This window comes from Streptomyces asoensis (assembly GCF_016860545.1).
Taxonomy (GTDB): domain Bacteria; phylum Actinomycetota; class Actinomycetes; order Streptomycetales; family Streptomycetaceae; genus Streptomyces; species Streptomyces asoensis.
This window is the reverse complement of the sequence record NZ_BNEB01000003.1, coordinates 1,523,695-1,541,306: the sequence shown is the minus strand read 5'-3', so window position 1 is coordinate 1,541,306 and position 17,612 is coordinate 1,523,695. Positions and strand designations below refer to the sequence as shown.

The window sequence follows — 17,612 nt, the reverse complement described above, 5'->3', positions numbered from 1 at the left end:
TGAATTCTTCGCCGCACCGTCGAGAAGCACCCCCTCGTGCCATTCACCTCGTATTTCTTGCTTTCAAAAACCTTTCATTGTTTCCGTCGGCCATGCGCGCGCTCCGTTGACTCCGATCAGCACACCGCCAGTAGGATCAACCGACTTTGAAGAGGCGGGTGCGACGGCAGGGGAGCCGGTGGCACCGGAGTCGACGGTGCGGGCCCCGCCTCACGTCCCGGGGAGGGATTTCCTTGACTCGTCAGGCTGCTGCACGTCTGCGCCTCGTCGTCGCCTGTGCGGCCGTGTCCTTACCGCTGGCCGTCGGTCCGGCCGCCGGGACCGCGTCGGCGGACCCAGGGGGGTTCGGCGAGACCGTGATCCCCGCGACCCCGCGCGTCGCACCGGGCACGGGCTTCGTCGCGTCCGTCGGACCGTCGGGGTTCCTGCACCTGGCCACGAGCGGTGTCCACGAAATGGAGTGGACGGGCCTCGACGGTACGAGCCGCAGGCTCTCGGGGACGCAGGCGCACGATCCGGTGGAGTACTACGGGGCGGCGTCGGACGTCGTGGCGCTGCCGCCCCGCGCCGGTGCCCGCGACGTCCTGTTGCGGAACATGGTCACGGACGAGACCACGACGGTCACCGTTCCGGCCGGCCAGACGTACAACAGGACGATCGGGACCACGGTCGTGACAAGGGGCGGAATCCGCTCCGACAGCACCTGGACCGAGTTCCATCTGCTGACCGCCGGGAACGGCACCACGGTCGACCGCCCTGTGACGGGCCTTCCGGAGGGGACGTTCATCTCCTTTGCCCTGCGGGCCGGCGCCCACGGGTTCCTCTCGGTCGCGACGGTCCCCGGAGAATCCGCCGGCCAGTACTTCTGGATCGACGTCGACACCGCGCAGGCCACGCTTCTGCCGCTGGGCACGGTGTACGGGAATTCAGCGGTGACCGCCCATCACCTGGTCACACCCCAGGCCGGCGGCGTACGGATCTACGAGCAGGGCCGGTTCGACACGCCCGTGCGGGAGGTGTCGGTCCGCCTGGCGGATTCCAAGGTCATCGGTGTGGTCGGCCAAGCGCTGATCGTCGCCCGCCACGACGCCTCGCTCGGCAGCAAGGTCTACGACGGGGCCCACTACAAGATCGTGGCGGTCCCGTTCGACGGTTCCGCCGAGCGCACCCTGCTCGCGCGCGCGGCGGCGGATCACGTCGCGATCCGGCCGGACGGCGGCGTCCAGCTCCTCGGCGGTCGCGACGCGCAGGACTACGGCTACCAGGCCGTCACCGCAGGGGCGGACGGGATGCCGTACGCGACGCTCGCGGTCCGCATCCCGCCGGTCCCGATGAAGCTCCAGCGGCTGACGGTGGATCAGGGAACGGTCAGGACACTGGAGTACGGCGACCGGGTCACGTCCGCCTACGAGCGCCCGCTCACCGGGGCGGCGCCCGGATACGGCGAGCGCGTACGGACCGGCGGCATGCCTTCCCCGCACGACTCGTGCGGCGTCGACCAGCTGTGCCCCGAGCTGTACGCGACCGGCGACGGGCGGACCGTCTACCGCGGGTCCACGCCCACGGACAACGGCTCGCGGCCCTCGGTGCTGGTCGTCGGCAAGGACGGGTCGTTCCCCGGCACGCCGCTCGACACGGGACTCCAGGACTCCTACGGCGACGGGAATCAGGCGTGGATCGTGGGGGTGTCCGGGAACCTGCTCCTGGTCGACGGCACTCCCGTGGACGGCGGCCCGCGGGAACTGCGCGTCGTCGACATCGACTCGGGCAAGGTCCTGCACCGGGAGCCCTACCGGCCGGGCGCGATCTGGGGGACCACCGTGTGGTCCGCGGGTACGGGCAACACGGTGAGGGCCGAGGACGCGCGCACCGGGACCTCGCTGACGTCCTTCGCCGTCGACACCGGCTGCACCTCCACGGCCGATCTCCAGGCCGTCGGACGATGGGTGTACTGGAGGTGCACCAGCGACGCCGCTCCGTACACCCGAGCGGGCGTCTACGACCTCCGGTCCCGCAGGAGCGTCCCGCTGCCGTCCACCGGGGAGGCGTTCCTCGGCGACGGACGCGTCGCCGTCCGCGGCGAGCGGGGGCTGAGCCTGTACGACCTGGAGACCGGTACGGCCGTCCAGCGGTGGTCGACCGACGCCGCGGGGCTCGTGACGCTCGACCCGCGCAACGGTGACCTCGCCTACTCGACGTCGGACCAGACCGTCCACGTCCTGCGCACAGGCCGGCCCGAGGCGGCCCTGGTCTCGCCCTACCGGAACGTCACCTCGCGGGTGGAGACGGACGCCACCCCGGTCCCCTGGAGCGCGGAGTGGTGGCTGTCCGAGCCGGCGGCCTCCTGGCAGGTGGAGATCCGGCACCGGGCCACGGGCCGCGTGGTGGCCACGCGCACCGGTGGAGCGGCCGAGCACTCGATCGCGACGACGTGGGACGGCCGTGACCCGAACGGCGGACAGCTGCCCAACGGTTCGTACACCTGGACGCTGACGGCCCGGCCGACGGACGGGGCCGGTGCGGTGGTGCCGGTCCAGTCCGGCACGGTCCGGCTGACGGGTGGCACGGCGGTGTGGCGGGACCACGCCGGCGGCTCGTCGCTGCCCGACGGGGTCGGTGATCTCCTGACGGTGGACTCCGCGGGAGTGCTCGCCTTCCAACAGGGTGACGGAGCCGGCAAGTTCGCCGGAACGGTGCCGGGGGGCGGATGGTCCGCGCGGGTCAGGGCGGTGCCCATCGGTGACCTCGACGGCGACCGGTGCAACGACGTCCTCGTCCGGTCGAGCACCGGCTCCCTGCGCCTCTACAAGCCCGGCTGCGGGGCGGCACTGAAGCCGACGACGCCGTACACGACGGTCGGGGCGAGCGGCTTCAACCAGTTCGACGTCCTGACCTCGCCCGGTGACGTGAACAGGGACGGCCGCCCCGACCTGGTCGCCCGCGCCTCCTCCACCGGCAAGGTGTACCTGTACCTGGGCACCGGCACCGGCAGGCTGGCCGCGCCCGTGAAGCTGTACGACAACTGGAAGGCGTACAAGAAGGTCGTCGGCGTCGGTGACCTGAACGGGGACGGGATCGGGGATCTTCTCGCGCAGGACACCTCCGGCAACCTCTACCGCTACATCGGCAAGGGCAACGGCACCTTCTCGGCCCGCGTGAAGCTCTTCGCCGGATGGGGCGGGACCTACGACGCGGTCGTCGGCACCGGGGACATCACCGGTGACGGCAAGGCCGACCTCGTCGCCCGCGACACCGGCGGCAACCTGTACCGGCAGAACGGCACCGGTACCGGCACCTTCGGCGCGCGCGTGAAGATCGGCGCCGGCTGGCAGAAGTACAAGGGCCTCTTCTAGCCGGGTGCCGGGGTGGGGACGGAGGCCGAGGCCGGGCGGGCGGCCGGTGAGGAGGGTGTGGAGGCCCGCGAGGTGGGAAGCGCCGACGGGGTGGCGGCGACCGTGGCCGGGGTCGCGTGGGTGGTCACCGTGATGCTGTCGCCGAGGCGGATGCGGGCGTAGAGCCACTGGGCGTCCTCGGGGTCGAGGGCGATCAGGGCGCCCTGGACGTCGTACTCCCTCCCGGCCTCGATGTCCGGGGCGATCGTGCCGACGTAGAGCGGGGCGCCCTCGCCGGCGCGCAGTTCGACCGCGTGGGTCACGTTCACCACGGCGTACCCCTTGGCGACCACGTCGACGGTCAGCGCCGTGCGGATCTTCTTCGCCACCACCGTCATCGAGGTCCCGTCCGGCAGGCCGGCCGGGAGGTCGACCTTCGACAGGACCGGCATCGCGCGGCCGTCCACCGTGAGGCCGAGGCCGGGCAGGTCGAGCGCGCCGGAGGCCGCCGCCGGGGTGGCCGACGACGGCGGGACGGAACGCGACGAGGCCGCGGCCGGGGTGCGCAGCCCGGCCGGGTCGTCCGGGTCCCCGCCGAGCCGCAGGAAGAGGCCGAAACCCAGCAGCACGAGGGCCGAGGCGCCCGCGCCCAGGGCCGCGCCGGTACGGCGGCGGCGCCTGCGGCGCATCGCCCGGGCGCGGGTCGCGGGGCCGCCGACGACCGGAGCCGTCGCGCTGTCCGCGGCCAACTCGCGCAGTGCGGCGGAAAGTTCATCGGACACGGCGGCTCTCCTTCCGGACCGGCCCGCCGGCCTCCTCGACGCGTCCGTCGTCCTCGTCCCCCACGGCCAGGCGCTTCGCCAGTTCCGCCCGCCCCCGGTACAGCCTCGCCTTGACCGTCCCCACGGGCGCGCCGGTCTCGGAGGCTACCTGCTCCACGGTGAGGTCGCACAAATGGTGCAGGACGATCGCCATCCGCTGAGCCGGCGGCAGCTCGCGCAACGCCGCCACGAGCGCGGTGTGTTCGGGTCCCGGACCCGGGGTGGAGTCGGGCGGCGGAGTGCGTCTGACGAGTTCCAGCCAGCGTCTCGCGCGCCGCCAGCGGCTCACCGCCAGCCGCATCGCCACCGTGCGGATCCATGCCTCGGGCGCGCTCTGCGACAGGAAGTGCTGACGCCGGTCCCAGGCCCGCACGAACGCTTCCTGCACGACGTCCTGGGCCTCGCCGTGATCTCCGGTGAAGGCGTAGAGCTGTCCGGTCAGCCGGGGGAACGCGGCCGCGTAGAAGGCGTCGAACTCGTCCTCGGTCATGCCTCCACCGGAATCTCTGTCCTTTCCCTGCAACCTGCCCACCTCCGCCGTGCGTACAGGTCCCGTAGGTCGCGCGGGTCGCACTCGGCGGAGCGCAACGCGACCGGGAAGACGGCGTACACGGGTTCCGGGCTCCCTCTTCCTGACGGTGTCGGCTCACTGCCCGCTCAACCTACTTGCACGACCGAACGGTTGCCCGACCAGGACGGACGGCCCCATGCGTCCGCCACGACCGAGTTCCCGAGCCGAAGGACCACCCACGTGCCACCCACCCCCGACGCACTCCCCGTACCGCCCGCGCACCCCGCACCCCCCGTCGGCCACGACTTCGCCGCGTACGCCCGGGCCCACTGGCCCCGGCTGGTCGTCACGGCCCGGCTGCTCACCGACGACCCCGACGCCGCGGAGGAACTGGTACGGAGAACGCTGGTGCGGATGTGCGCGCGGTGGCGACGCGTCCCGCGCAACGACGTGGACTTCCACGTACGGCGCTGCCTGGTGCGCATCCATCTGCGCCGGCTGCGCGGACGGCGGGCCGCGCGCAGGCGGACCGTGCTGGTGCTGCGGATCTGGGAGGGCCTGCCGGACGCGGAGATCGCCCAGCTGCTCGGCTGTTCGGTGGGGGCGGTACGCGCCTGCGCCCGGCACGCCGTGAAGAAGTCCGGCTCCGATGCCGTGCGGCTGCGCGAGGTCCTCACCCGCGCCGCCGGGGACGTCCTCCCGTCCGAGGTGCCGCTCGCCCGCCTCCAGGCGGGGGGCCGGGTCCGGCGACGCCGCCGTCTCGCGGTGGCCGCGGCCGTCTGCGCGGCGCTCCTCGCGCCCGTCGCCGTCGTCGCCGCCGACCGGCTGGCGAGCGGCGGTCCGGGGGACGGGGCGTCCGGGGACCGCGCCGGCGCCGGGACCGGCGGTCGGGGGACGACGAGCCCGGTCCGGGTCGTGGCACCCGGCGAGCGGGTCACGGCGGGCGGAGGCGTACGGATGTGGCTGACGGCCGACGGCGGACACTGGTCGGTGCCCGTGCGCCTGCGCGGGGACGACGGCTACCAGCCCTCCGACGAGCCCGGTGTCTCCCTGCGGATGGACAGCGTGCCGGGCGGGTTCTTCCTGTCGGGCCTCTTCCACGGCCTGGACGGTGAGCCGGGCCGCGTCGAGGTGAGTACCGGCGACGGAGGCAGCACCACCGCGAAGGTCCTCGTCCTGGCGGGCGCCCCCGGCTGGGGCATCTGGTACGCGAGCACGCCCCTGCCCGGGAAGAACGTGGAGGCGCTCTTCGCCGAGGACGGCAGCGGGGACGACGGGGACGGTGACAGGGGCGGCGACGGGGGCGGGGCCGGGGACCGCCGGATCGTCACCGTGTACGACGCCTCGGGCAGGGTCGCCGCGCGCTCGGACCGGGAGTGGTGGCGGATATGAGGGGGATCGGGGAGAGCGAATGGAACGGCGTCGGGGGCGGGGGCGGGGGTGCCGGTACCGATGCGGGTGCGGGTGACGGCGGCGGTGCGGGTGGCGGTGCCGCGGTCGGCTCTGGTGACGGTGACGGGGGCGTGACCGGGCACGGGGACGGCCGCGGAATCGGGCCACGAGGGGCGGCGCGTCCCGTGCGAAGGACACGACGGGCGGGAAAGTGGCTGGGGACCGTCTCACGGGCCGGTTCGACGGTCGATTCGGGGGCCGGTTCGACGTCCGACTCACGGGCCGATTCGGCGTCCGACTCGACGGTCGATTCGGAGGCCGGAACGGCGTCTGATCCGGGGTCGGGGACGGTGCCTGATTTGGTGTCAAGGACTTTGGCCGGGCGAGAGTCCGCGGCTAGGCCGGCGCCGGAAGCGGTGCCGGGGTCGGCGTCCGGGCCCGGGCCGGAGACGGGGGCATGGTCGGCGTCCGGACGGAGGTCCGGGTCCGGGTCCGAGTCCGGGCCGGAGACAGGGGCGAGGTCGGCGTCCGGACGGAGGCTGGGGCCGGGGTCAGCGTCCAGGGCGGGGTCGGGGCCAGCATCCGGGGCGGGGTCGAGGTCGGCCGCCGAGACGGAGTCGGGACCGGCCGCCGGAGCGGGGTCGGGGTTGGTCGCCGGAGCGGGGTCGGGGGCGGCCGCTGGGCGCGGGGCGGGGCGCGGGGCGGCTTCGCAGCGGCGGCGCCGTGGGCGCGCGCCGTTGCGGGTCCGGCTCCGGCGCAACCGGGGCCGACGGCTCCGCCGACTGGCCTACGTCTTCCTCACGTTCCTCGTGCTCCTGTGCGCGGCGGCGGTCACGGCGTACCACCTGACGGTCATCCCGAAGCCGCACCCCGAGACCGTCGTGCAGAGCACCGTGTTCCTCGACGCGGACGGCGCCTATCTGGGCCGGCGCGGGCCGGTCGACCGGCAGGACGTCCCGCTGTCCTCGGTCCCCCGGCATGTGCAGGACGCGGTGATCGCGGCGGAGAACCGCTCCTTCCGTACGGACAGCGGGGTCTCGCCGCGCGCCATCGCACGGGCCCTGCTGGCGGCGGCGACCGGCGGTGACCCGCAGGGCGGCTCCACGATCACCCAGCAGTACGTGAAGAACGCGCTGCTGAGTCCCGAGCACTCGCTGTCGCGCAAGGCGCGGGAGGCGCTGATCGCGATCAAGCTGGACCGCACCCGCGGCAAGGACGAGATCCTCGAGGGCTATCTCGACACCGTGTACTTCGGCAGGGGCGCCGCCGGGATCCAGTCCGCCGCGCGCAACTACTTCGGCGTGGACGCGAAGAACCTCACGGTCGCGCAGGGCGCCGCGCTGGCGGCCATCGTCAACATCCCGTCGTACTACGAGAAGGCGGGCTCCGATCCGAAGGTGACCGCGAAGCTGGAGAACCGCTGGGAGTGGGTGCTCGACGCGATGGCCGTGAGCGGGAGCATCACGGCGAAGCAGCGGGCGGCGGCGCGCTTCCCGGCGTTCCGGTTCTATCCGCCGGGTGAGACGGAGGGACAGCGGCAGTATCTGATCGACGTCGCCGCGAAGGAGGCCGCGGACCGGCTCGGCATCACCGAGGACCGGCTCGCGAGCGGCGGCTACAGCGTGACGACGACCTTCGACCTGGCGCTCCAGGACAGTGCCACCCAGCTGGTGCAGGAGCATCCGGGGGGCAAGGGCGTGCGGGTGCACACCGCGGCCGTCGGCCTGGTGCCCGGCGACGGGGCGGTGCGGGTGCTGTACGGCGGCTCGGACTACGCGCGGCAGTCGTTCAACGACGCGGTGAGCGGGGCGGTGGAGGCGGGGACGGCCCTGAATCCGTTCGGCCAAGTGCGGGGTGTGGGAGAGCCGTTGGGCAAGATGCTGAAGACGGCGGCGCCGACGCCGTTGAACCTGGCGTCGGCGTACGCGGCGGTGGCGGCCGGCGGCACGTACGCCACGCCGTACACCGTCGCGCGCATCACGCAGGGGGGCCGTACGGTCTACCGCGCGCGTCCGGACGTGCGGCGGGTCCTGGACGAGAAGGAGGCGCTGGTGGCGGGCGCGCGATCGGGGGCCGGGCCGGCGCCCGTGGCTGCCGGCACCGACGCCGTCCCGGGCACGGTGCCGGTGCCGGAGGCGAAGGGGTTCATCACCGCCGGAGCCGGTGCCGGAAGCGCTCGTCGCACGGTGTGGAGCACCGGGTACGACGGCCGACTCGCCCTGACGGTCGCGCTGTTCGCCGACAAGGCGGGCCCGAAGAAGGGCACGACGGTGCCCGCGCGGCTGCCGAACGAGCCGTCGCCGACGGAGTTCGCGCAGAAGGTGGCGGACGGGATCTGGCGGGCCGCCACGAAGGGCGCGCCGAACTGACGACGGCCCGGGCCGTCACCCTGAAGCGCATCCGGGGCCGGCCCGGGCCCGCGGACCGCCCGGCCCGACCCGGAGCGCGATCACCCGCCGGTACGCCAAGGCCGGAAGCCGCAGGCCCGAGCCGGGGCCGGGCGGCCGGGACCGGAGGGCCGGGGCCAGGGCCATAGGGCTGGGGGCCAGGGACCGGGGACCGGGGGTGGGGCCGGGGGCGGGCCGTCGCTCGGGGGCGGTGGCTGGGGCGAACGGGTGGTCGGTGGGTCCGTTCGGCTCGCTCGTGTTGCTGGGGCGCGGCCGGGCTTCTGTGATGTCCCGGGGGGCTTCCGACGCCCTGAGGGCTCGAATCTTCCGGAGGTACGAGTGGCATTCCGTCGATGGGGTGCGAGTGCGGCCGCGACGGCCGGACTCGCCGGTTCCCTTCTGCTCGGCGCTCCCCCGTCCGTCGCCGCGGACCCGCAGACGTCCGCCGCCGGCGGTTCCGGGACGGCGGCGGTCCCGGCTCCGCCGGCGCCGGCGGTCCGGGCGGCCGACGAGGGCAGGCAGCGGCCGCGGGACACGCGGCCCGGAGCGGACGACGACCGGACGCACTGCCTGGGGCTGGTGCCGTCGCCCTACCCCTACGCGCACACGCAGTTCGTGTGCAACGACTGGCGGTTCGGCCCGGCCAGGCTGCCGCACACCGGGATCCTCGGGAACATCCTCAGGGGCTACGACCGGTTCGGCGCGCTCACCCCGGTGGAGTTCCTCAACAAGTGGTGGGACCCGACCGCCCTCCAGGGGCTCGGCGACTGGAGGTACTCGCTCGTCCCGGACGACGGCTTCGCCCACGACCAGAGCGGCAACGTCATCGCGGCCGAGATCACCCTCAAGCCCGGTCAGATGCTGGACCGCTTCGGCAACGAGTTCGGCAAGTTCCTCGCGCCCGCCGACGCCAAGTACGGTCAGCGCTCGATCCCGCCGTCCAACCTCAACACCCAGGACCCGCGCTACCCCTTCGACTACCGCCTCTACCGGGTGAAGAAGGACACCCTCGTGTGCACCGGGCCGATCGCCCCGGCGTTCGAGCAGCCGGGACTGGGCGTCCAGTACGTCACCTCGGTGCAGACCAACCAGACCCGGTACTGCCCGCACGTGAAGACCGGTGCGACGGTGAGCTCCCTGCTGGCCGCCGGTAACCTGGAGCGGGCCAACTGACCGCCGGGGGACCGGGGCGGCCACGTGAGCGGAACGGGAGCGCGGAACGGGAGCGAGGATGGACCGCCGTCAGCTGTGCGAGGCACTGGACGCGGCCGGGGTCCCGGCGGGCCTGTACGAGATCGCGGGCTGCCCCGGCTCCCCGGACGTGCCCCGGCCGGAGGACCGGCTCTATCTGGAGCGCCAGGCCGGTGAGTGGGTGGTGGGCGTTCGGCAGCGGGGCGCCCGCACGGTGTGGGCGCGGTTCGCCGACGAGGATCAGGCCTGCCGTCGCCTGTACGCCGAGCTGACCGACCCCGGCCCGCACCCCGTGCCGCCCTCTCCCGAGGAGGCCAGGCACATCCTGCGCGCCGGCGACAGCGAGGGCTCGGTCCGGGAACCGGATTGACCGGGCGCCGCAATGCGCTCCGGGGATGTCACGGCGCATACGAGGGGCGGCCGACCGACAACCGGGCCGGGGTGTAGGGGACGTAGGCCGCGCCGTCGAGGCCGAGCGCGGTGGCGGAGCGCTGGAGGGCGCCCGCGGTGGCCGCGTCGTCCCAGCGGCCGGTGCTGACGCGGTGTTCGAGCGCGTGCAGGGCGGCCACGGTCTCGGCGGTGGTGAACGTGCAGTGGCCCTGCCGCTCGACGTAGGCCTGCCGCAGCAGCGCGCCGTCGCCGGCGGCGCGCACCCGCGCGGCGAAGCGGTTCTCCTGCTCCACCGGGACCAGGTCGTCGGCGGTGGTGTGGATGTCGAGCAGCGGCACCTCGAGGCCCTGGCCCGCGGACGACGTGCGCAGCGCGGTGCGGACGGCTGCGGGGTCGGCGGTGATCGTGGCGCCTTCCGTCAGGGTGCGCAGGTCGGCCCGCAGGTCGAGGCCCGCGGTCCGGTAGAGGGCGCGGACCTGCGGCGCGTGCGGCGAGGCGGCGAGCAGGTCCGCGTAGTCGACGCCCTTGTTCCAGGAGTTGTTGCCGCCGACGGACTGCTCGACGGCGTAGCGGCCGCCCTCGACGAAGCTCAGGATGCCCTGGGCGAACCACGCGTACTGCTGCTTCTGCTGTCCGTCCCAGTCGGCCGGGGCGGGCCGGTCCTGCCCCGGCGCCCAGGCGGGCAGGTTGAGGAACGCGGCGGCCAGCGCGATCCTTGCGCGGCCCTGCGGGGTGCCCTGGGCGGCGGTGACCGCCCGCGTGAGGAGGTCGGCGGTGGCGGAGGCCTCGGCGGCGGTGCCGAACCGGACGAGGGGTACGTCCTGCCCCGGCAGGAGCAGGCGGGCGACGGTGTACTCGGCGTCCAGCTGGTAGTTGTCCAGGTCGGTGCCGCCCGCGACGAGTCCGCACTGGCCGAGGGCGCCGTCGATGCGCCCGCCGCCGTCCCGGGCCAGCTGCGCGTTGACGAGGCCGCCCATGGACTGGCCGAGGGCCAGCGTGCGCCGGGGTGCGCCGATCCGCGCGGCGACGGCGTCGAGCGTGGCGAACTGGTCGCGTTCGGCGCTTTCCAGGGCCCACATCGAGCCGTTCGGGTCGTACGACGACCCGGCCATGGCATAACCGCGGGCGAGCAACTCGGTGCGTACGGCGTCCGTGGGGGCGTTGCGGGCGACGGTGGGACCGAAGCCGTGGCTGAACAGCAGGAGGGTGCCGTTCCAGTCCTCGGGGACGTCGGCGATCCAGGTGGCGCCGTCGGAGAGCGTGCCGGTGAGACGACCGGCGACCCGCGGCTCGACCGTGCCGGCGAGGGCGGACGAGGCGGACGAGGCTGAAGGGGCCGAGGGGATCGATGAGGCCGTCCCGGCGGCTTCCGAGGGGAGCGCGGTGAGCGTCGCGGACGCCAGCGCCACCAGCGCGGTCAGCGCGATGCGCAGACGTGCGCGCGATGCGCGGGAAGCGCGGAGCGCTCGGGGCGCTCGGGGCGCGCGAAGGAGGGGCGAAGTGCCGTGCGGACGGCGTGTGTCGGAGCCGAGGGACGGCGTGCGGGGAGTGCGCCGGTGCGTGTCGGCAGGCATGGGGCGGCTCCTTGTGGGGGGCGGGCGGGCGGCGGGGGACGGCCCGGAGCGGGATCGGTGCGCTGACGAAGCGTCCGCGAATGTAGGGCACATTCCTTTCGCCAGTCAATGGAGTGCACAACTTCAGAGGGGACGGTCCCGCTCCCTGTCCACGCCCCGTGCCCGCGTGGCCCGCGTGGCCCGCACCCCGGCGGACCCCCTCCGCGCCCGCGCACTCTACGCAGGGCGGCCCGGCGGTTCGAGGGAGATGTGGGGGGCCAGCGCGCGCAGGAAGTCGGCGGCGTCGAAGATCCTGCCCGCGGACGCGACACCGGTCGTGAGGACGCGGCCCGTGAGGATGCGGTCGACCGCCTCCACCGCGAGCGGCGCGCTGACGGCGTAGATGTCCCGGCCGCTCGCCACGGCACGCCGTTGCGTCCCGCCGCGGCGCACGACGGCTTCGACCACGAAGGTCTGGTCGGACCGGCCGTCCTCGTCGGCGGCGGACGGCGCCGCCGTGTCCGGGGCGGAGAGCTCCTCGGCCGCTTCCCTCGCCATGTGGGTGCGCACCTCGGGCACGTCGAGATGGCTCGGGACGGTGACCACGTCGGCCATCGTGAACTCGCCGACGACCTCCCTGCTGCCCGTCGGCTCGGGAAAGTCCCACTTCAGGAGCGTCGGCGCGTCGTCGTGGTAGGTCAGCCGCCCTCCCGTGAAGCGCACGCGGCGGCCGCCCCGCCGCTCCCGGGAGACGGTCCCGGCGACCCGGGTGCCGGGGGTGGGGCGCCACCCGCTCAGCCCGTAGGCGATGTCCGCCTCGTCGGCCGCCGTCCAGTCCCCCATCGCGGCGGTGACCAGCAGGTCGCCGAGACCGCCGTAGAAGGCCATCGCGGGGACGACCACCGCGCCCAGCGCGCCGGCCCGGTCCGCGAAGTGCGTGAACGTGTCGAGGTTGGCCTCGATCTCGGCCGCCACGTCGACGTACGGCACCCCGGCGCGCAGCGCGGCCTCGATCACCGGAGCGGCGGTGAGGGCGAAGGGGCCGGCACAGTTGATCACGGCGTCGACGCCGTCCAGGGCGCGGTCGAGCGAGGCGGGGTCGTCGACCGACGCCGGCCGTGCCTCGAGTCCCGGGGCGGAGGCCGCCAGTTCCCGCAGCTTGCCTGCGTCCCGGCCGGAGAGGACCGGGACGAACCCGCGGGCCCGCAGCTGCGCCACCACGAAGCGTCCGGTGTGCCCGTACGCGCCGAACACCGTCACCACCCGGCGCCGCGCGTCGCCGCGTCCGTGCCGGTGTGCGTTCGTGTGCTGTTGTCCGTGTCCCATGGCGCTCCCCCGTACCGGTCGGCTTCCTGACGGGGACAGCCTGGCAAGAGCGGGCGCCTCGGCGTGAGTGTCCGGAACGACGTACCCCGTACAGTTCCGGACATGGCTGATGTCGCGCTGGCCCTCACCGAGGGGATGCTGCACTTCGAACTGTCCATGGCGTACGAGGTGTTCGGCGCGGCTCCGGCCGGTGTGACCGTCCCCTGGTACGACGTGGAGATCTGCGGGACGGGGGCCCTGCGGGTCGGCCGGTTCCTGCTGGAGCCCGACCGGGGGCTCGACCGCCTGCGGGAGGCCCGCACCGTGATCGTCCCCGGCTGGGCGGACGTCGACGTGGAACCGCCCGCCCCTCTCGTCGACGCGGTCCGGGCGGCCCACGAGGCGGGGGCGCGGGTGGCCTCGCTGTGCACGGGTGCCTTCGTGCTGGCCGCCGCCGGTCTGCTGGACGGCCGGCGCGCCACCACGCACTGGGCGCACACCGACGTGCTGGCGGCCCGTCACCCGCGGGTGGCGGTGGACCCGGACGTGCTCTACGTGGACGAGGGCCGTGTGCTGACCTCGGCGGGCAAGGCCGCCGCCATGGACCTGTGCCTGCACCTGGTCCGCCTCGACCACGGCTCGTCGGTCGCCAACGCGGTCGCCCGCCGGCTGGTCGTACCGCCGCACCGGGCCGGGGGCCAGGCCCAGTTCGTCGCCGCGCCGGTGCCCGCGCGCGACGACCACCCGCTCGGCGCGCTCCTGCCCTGGGCGATCGAACGCCTCGACCGGCCGCTCACCGTGGAGGACCTGGCCCGGCAGGCCGGGATGAGCTCGCGCCATCTGGGCCGCCACTTCAGGGCGGTGACCGGCACCACTCCGCTGCGCTGGCTGCTGACCCAACGGATCCGGCGGGCGCAGGAGTTGCTGGAGACCACCGACGAAGTGGTGGACGCCGTCGCCGCGGCCACCGGCATGGGCACCGCCACCACCCTGCGCCGGCACTTCAACCGCACGGTCGGCGTGCCGCCGGACACCTACCGCCGGACCTTCCGCTCGGGGACCCCCCGGTAGCGGCGCGCGGACCGCCGTACGGCACCCGCCGTCAGACCGGTGGCGTGCGCAGGGTCCGCCGGGTGGGGAGTTCGACGGTGACGAAGGCGGTGACGGTGACCAGGGCCGCGAGGCCCGGCAGCAGCCAGGCCGGTCCGGCCGGCCAGGGGCGGCCCAGGAAGCCCTGGCCCAGGAGGGCGAGGGGCGGCGCGGAGAGCAGCAGGGCGGTGACGAGCGCGGTGGCGGCCGTCATCGCGGCCTCGCGGCGCATCATCGCGCGGATCTGCCGCGGTGTGGTGCCGTTGAGCCGCAGGGCGGCCAGTTCGGTACGGCGCTGGGCGGTGGCCGCGACGAGCTTGTTGGCGATGCTCAGCAGGAGGTAGACGAGCAGGACGACGATGGTGACCAGGTTGATCCACACCTCGGGCGGGGCGTCGCGCAGACCGCCGGTGGACGGCGGCTCCGCCGGCGCGAGCACCAGGCCCGGACGGGAGGCGGCGAACGCCGCGAGGTGCTGCCCGGCCGCCCTCGTGCCGTCCGTGCGGACGAGGAGGGACTGGTCGAGCCGCGTGGTGGTGTGTCCGGCCGCCAGGTCGCCGGAGAGCACCACCGGGCCGAAGCCGAGGCCGCGTTCGTACACGGCGACGACGGTCGCCTCGGTCCGGGTGCCGTCGCCGAGGACCAGGCTGATCCGGCGGCCCACGCCCGCGGAGCGCGTGCGGGCGGCCTCGTCGCTGACGGCGACGGTGGCGCCGGTGAGCCGGTCCAGCGCGCCGGCCCTGACGTCGAGGTCGAGGACGTCCGAGGCGTCCGGGGTGAGGATCGTCGCGGAGCCCGGCTCGCTCACGGTGTCCCCGAACTGCCGGTACTGCCACACCACGGTGGTCGTGCCGACCGGGGCGGCGGCCGACACACCGGGGGTCCGGCGCACGGCGGCGAGGGTCCCGGTGGGCAGTCCGCCCAGGCCGGGCGCGGTGAGCCGCTGCTCGGCGAGGGTGCCTGCGCGGGTGTCGCGGTCGGTGGCGGCGAGGACGGTGGTCTGGGTGAAGGTGTACGTCAGCACGAACACGACCGCCATGGCGAGGGTGCTGACGATCCCCGCGTTGCGCAGGGCGTAGGCGCGGAGGTTGGCCGTCGCCAGCCAGGTGGGCGCGGAGGAGCCCGACCGCGTCGCCCGCGCCGCCGCGCCGCCGATGCCCCGGACCAGGGCGGGGCCGGCCAACGCCAGGCCGATCGCCCCGACGATGCCCGCGACGGACGTGGCCGTCGCGCCGACGAGCGTGCGGGAGAAGAGCGGGAGAGCCGACATGGCGGTGGCGGCGACGACGACCACGATCCCCGCGCGGGTGCGGGCCCGCGACGGGTCGCGCGGTTCGCTGCGCGATTCCGCGACGGCTTCCGTGGCCGGCATCCGCGAGGTCCGCCAGGCCGAGCAGCGGGCCGACACCTGCACGGTCAGACCCAGCAGGAGGACGGCCGCGAGCGCCGGCAAGGGGCTGAACGTCAGGGGGAGTCCGGGCGGCACCACCCCGCGGTCCGCGAGCAGCCGCCGGAACTGCCCGGCGAGGAGGTAGCCGAGGCCCGCGCCCGGCACCACGGCCACGGCGGCGACGACGGTGGACTGGGCGGCAGCCAGCCGGCGGATCTGTCCGGGGGTGGCGCCGACGGCCCGCATCAGCGCCAGGTCCCGGCGCTGTCCGGCGATCGACACGGCCAGCGCGCTCGCCGTCACGAACCCGGTGATCAGCAGGACGATCCCGGAGAGCGACCCGGCGAGGAGGACCAGCAGAGAGCGGGAGGCTCCCGCGCCGGGTTCGGCCGTGTCGCCGCGATCGGCTCCGGTGACGGTCAGCAGCCCGGTGCCCGCCAGTCTCGCGCGGACCTCGGCGGCGACGCGCCCCTCGGCACCGGGCTCGGTGCGCAGCCCCACCAGGTCCACGGTCCCGGCACGCGCGCCCCCGGCGGAGTCCGCCCCGCCGGAGCCGGGTGCGGCCCCGGAGACATCGGCGCCACCTGCGACTCCGGCGCGGCCGGTGTCGTCGGCGCGGCCGGTGCGGCCGGTGTCGTCGGCGCCGTCGCGGCCGGAGAGCCGGGCGGCCGTCGGGTCGGCGAAGTAGACGCCCCGGGTCGCCCGGTCCTGAGCGCCCGGCGCGCCGATCAGCGCCGAGACGCGGTAGGGGGCGGCGGGGCGTCCGTCGACGACGACCCGCACGCTGTCGCCCTTCGCGATCCCGGCCGCGGCCGCGGTGGCACGGTCCACGGCGACCTCGCCGGCACCGGCCGGTGCGCTGCCGTCGACGTGCGCGCCCGCCGTCCCGGCCAGCCGGGTCGAGGACCAGCCGTGGCCCGCGACCCGCGGGTCCCCGGCCGCTACGACCCGCCCGCGGGAGTCGAGCAGGGCGGCGGGGAAGCTGATGTCGCCGACCGCCGCGGTGACGCCCGGCAGCCCGGCCAGCTCGCCGACCAGCCGGGACGGGATCCGGCGGCGTTCCACCAGGGCCGTCGGCAGTTCACCGGGCGCGCGGAACTCCTGGTCGGCCGCGATCACGACGTCCGCGCCGGCGAGCCGCCCGGCGGGCAGCCGGGAGCGCAGTCCGGACTCGGCGAGCACACCGGTGGCGGTGACCAGCGCCGCACCTCCGAGGACCGCGCAGGCCACGGCGATCAGCGCGGTGATCCGGTGCCCCGCCATCCTTGTCGCAGTACGGAACATGGCTCAGACCCCTCCCAACGCGACGAGACGGCCCGCGAGTTCGGGGGCGGTCGGGGCCTTGAGCGACTCGACCACCCGGCCGTCGGCCATCACCAGCACCTGGTGCGCGCGGGCCGCGGCCGCCGGGTCGTGGGTGACCATGACCACCGTCTGGCGCAGATCGGCGACCAGGTCGCGCAGCAGGTCGAGCACCTCGTGGGCGCTGCGCAGATCGAGCGCGCCGGTCGGCTCGTCCGCGAAGACCACGGCCGGTCTGGCCACCAACGCGCGCACGACGGCCGCTCGTTGCTGCTGACCTCCGGAGAGCTCGGCCGGGCGGTGGGACAGCCGGGCGGTGAGCCCGACCCGCTCCACCAGGGTGCGCATCCAGTCACGGTCCGGGGCGCGTCCCGCCAGCCGCAGCGGCAGCGTGATGTTGTCCTCGACGCTGAGGGAGGGGATCAGGTTGTAGGCCTGGAACACGAAGCCGACGTGCTCACGGCGCAGTTCGGTGCGGCGGGTCTCGTTCAGGCCGGTGATCTCCCGGCCGTCGATGCGGACACGGCCCGACGTGGGGGCGTCCAGCCCGGCGGCACAGTGCATCAGCGTGCTCTTGCCGGAGCCCGAAGGTCCCATCACGGCGAGGAACGTGCCGTGTTCCACGGTCAACGACACGTCGTCGAGGGCGCGTACACCTCCCGGGTACGCCTTGCTGACGCCGTCCAGGGCGATGGCCGGCGCGGCGCCCCGGACGGCGGCGGTGTCCGCGTTCACCGACGGCCCCGCAGGTTGCGCACGACGAGGGTGCCCGCGCCCAGCACGGTGACCGCGCCGCAGACCAGGTGCACCCAGGTGTCGGCACCGCCGAAGGAGGCCGCCATGTTGGCGACCGCGCTGATCACCACCACGGACCACAGGAGCGTGCGGGCGATCTCCCCACGGGTCAGGCGGTCCGGACCGGTGGTCGTCGTGTTCGTCATGGGGGCCC

The 17,612-nt window shown here is 74.7% G+C and carries 13 protein-coding genes; 6 read left to right on the top strand and 7 right to left on the bottom strand.

Annotated elements, in window-relative coordinates:
• The first annotated feature begins 233 nt into the window (after positions 1–233).
• On the top strand, positions 234–3,353 hold the full coding sequence (locus Saso_RS19590; RefSeq protein WP_189928518.1) for an FG-GAP-like repeat-containing protein: 3,120 nt from the start codon (positions 234–236) through the stop codon (positions 3,351–3,353).
• Here the strand turns inward: Saso_RS19590 and Saso_RS19585 are convergent.
• Both Saso_RS19585 and Saso_RS19580 read right to left on the bottom strand, forming a co-directional pair.
• The gene (locus tag Saso_RS19585; RefSeq protein ID WP_189928520.1) at positions 3,350–4,114 is read right to left on the bottom strand and encodes a hypothetical protein; all 765 of its coding nucleotides are present in this window, start codon (positions 4,112–4,114) and stop codon (positions 3,350–3,352) included. The two genes, Saso_RS19590 and Saso_RS19585, sit on opposite strands and share 4 nt — an antisense overlap.
• Entirely contained in the window at positions 4,104–4,643 is a 540-nt protein-coding gene (locus tag Saso_RS19580) for a SigE family RNA polymerase sigma factor (RefSeq protein WP_189928522.1), read from the bottom strand. The genes Saso_RS19585 and Saso_RS19580 overlap by 11 nt, the downstream gene beginning before the upstream one ends.
• Positions 4,644–4,904: 261 nt before the next feature.
• On the opposite strand from Saso_RS19580, the gene Saso_RS19575 reads away from it, so the two are divergent.
• From Saso_RS19575 to Saso_RS19560, 4 genes are all read left to right on the top strand, one after another.
• The gene (locus Saso_RS19575; protein WP_189928524.1) at positions 4,905–6,056 is read left to right on the top strand and encodes a sigma factor-like helix-turn-helix DNA-binding protein; all 1,152 of its coding nucleotides are present in this window, start codon (positions 4,905–4,907) and stop codon (positions 6,054–6,056) included.
• Positions 6,057–6,793: 737 nt separating this feature from the next.
• Entirely contained in the window at positions 6,794–8,425 is a 1,632-nt protein-coding gene (locus Saso_RS19570) for a transglycosylase domain-containing protein (RefSeq protein ID WP_229901615.1), read from the top strand.
• 357 nt (positions 8,426–8,782) lie between these two features.
• Positions 8,783–9,616 carry a TNT domain-containing protein gene (locus tag Saso_RS19565; protein WP_189928528.1) on the top strand — a complete coding sequence of 278 codons (834 nt, stop codon included), beginning with the start codon at positions 8,783–8,785 and terminating at the stop codon, positions 9,614–9,616.
• Between the two features lie 58 nt (positions 9,617–9,674).
• On the top strand, positions 9,675–10,004 hold the full coding sequence (locus tag Saso_RS19560; RefSeq protein ID WP_189928530.1) for a hypothetical protein: 330 nt from the start codon (positions 9,675–9,677) through the stop codon (positions 10,002–10,004).
• A gap of 28 nt (positions 10,005–10,032) precedes the next feature.
• Here the strand turns inward: Saso_RS19560 and Saso_RS19555 are convergent, their stop codons facing one another.
• Positions 10,033–11,598, bottom strand: coding sequence for an alpha/beta fold hydrolase (locus Saso_RS19555; protein WP_229901616.1), 1,566 nt, complete (start codon positions 11,596–11,598; stop codon positions 10,033–10,035).
• A 216-nt stretch (positions 11,599–11,814) separates the two neighbouring features.
• Positions 11,815–12,903, bottom strand: a complete 1,089-nt coding sequence (locus Saso_RS19550) for a saccharopine dehydrogenase family protein (protein ID WP_189928532.1) — start codon at positions 12,901–12,903, stop codon at positions 11,815–11,817.
• Between the two features lie 102 nt (positions 12,904–13,005).
• On the opposite strand from Saso_RS19550, the gene Saso_RS19545 reads away from it, so the two are divergent.
• Positions 13,006–13,953: a helix-turn-helix domain-containing protein gene (locus Saso_RS19545; RefSeq protein WP_189928534.1), complete on the top strand. Its 948-nt coding sequence runs from the start codon at positions 13,006–13,008 to the stop codon at positions 13,951–13,953.
• 31 nt (positions 13,954–13,984) lie between these two features.
• Here Saso_RS19545 and Saso_RS19540 read toward each other — a convergent pair whose 3' ends face one another.
• Genes Saso_RS19540 through Saso_RS19530 form a run of 3 tightly spaced genes read right to left on the bottom strand, consistent with a single transcriptional unit; the run spans position 13,985 to position 17,604 of the window.
• Entirely contained in the window at positions 13,985–16,645 is a 2,661-nt protein-coding gene (locus Saso_RS19540; protein ID WP_189928536.1) for an FtsX-like permease family protein, read from the bottom strand.
• A gap of 3 nt (positions 16,646–16,648) precedes the next feature.
• Positions 16,649–17,398 (bottom strand): ABC transporter ATP-binding protein, encoded by a 750-nt coding sequence (locus Saso_RS19535; protein WP_189928538.1) that lies wholly within the window; start codon positions 17,396–17,398, stop codon positions 16,649–16,651.
• Positions 17,395–17,604: a hypothetical protein gene (locus tag Saso_RS19530; RefSeq protein ID WP_189928540.1), complete on the bottom strand. Its 210-nt coding sequence runs from the start codon at positions 17,602–17,604 to the stop codon at positions 17,395–17,397. The genes Saso_RS19535 and Saso_RS19530 overlap by 4 nt, the downstream gene beginning before the upstream one ends.
• Positions 17,605–17,612: the final 8 nt, after the last annotated feature.

Bases quoted from the DNA above. Each gene is read 5' to 3' on its own strand.
- Saso_RS19580 (WP_189928522.1), bottom strand. From the start codon at position 4,643: ATGACCGAGGACGAGTTCGACGCCTTCTACGCGGCCGCGTTCCCCCGG.
- Saso_RS19560 (WP_189928530.1), top strand. From the start codon at position 9,675: ATGGACCGCCGTCAGCTGTGCGAGGCACTGGACGCGGCCGGGGTCCCG.
- Saso_RS19555 (WP_229901616.1), bottom strand. From the start codon at position 11,598: ATGCCTGCCGACACGCACCGGCGCACTCCCCGCACGCCGTCCCTCGGC.
- Saso_RS19550 (WP_189928532.1), bottom strand. From the start codon at position 12,903: ATGGGACACGGACAACAGCACACGAACGCACACCGGCACGGACGCGGC.
- Saso_RS19545 (WP_189928534.1), top strand. From the start codon at position 13,006: ATGGCTGATGTCGCGCTGGCCCTCACCGAGGGGATGCTGCACTTCGAA.
- Saso_RS19540 (WP_189928536.1), bottom strand. From the start codon at position 16,645: ATGTTCCGTACTGCGACAAGGATGGCGGGGCACCGGATCACCGCGCTG.
- Saso_RS19530 (WP_189928540.1), bottom strand. From the start codon at position 17,604: ATGACGAACACGACGACCACCGGTCCGGACCGCCTGACCCGTGGGGAG.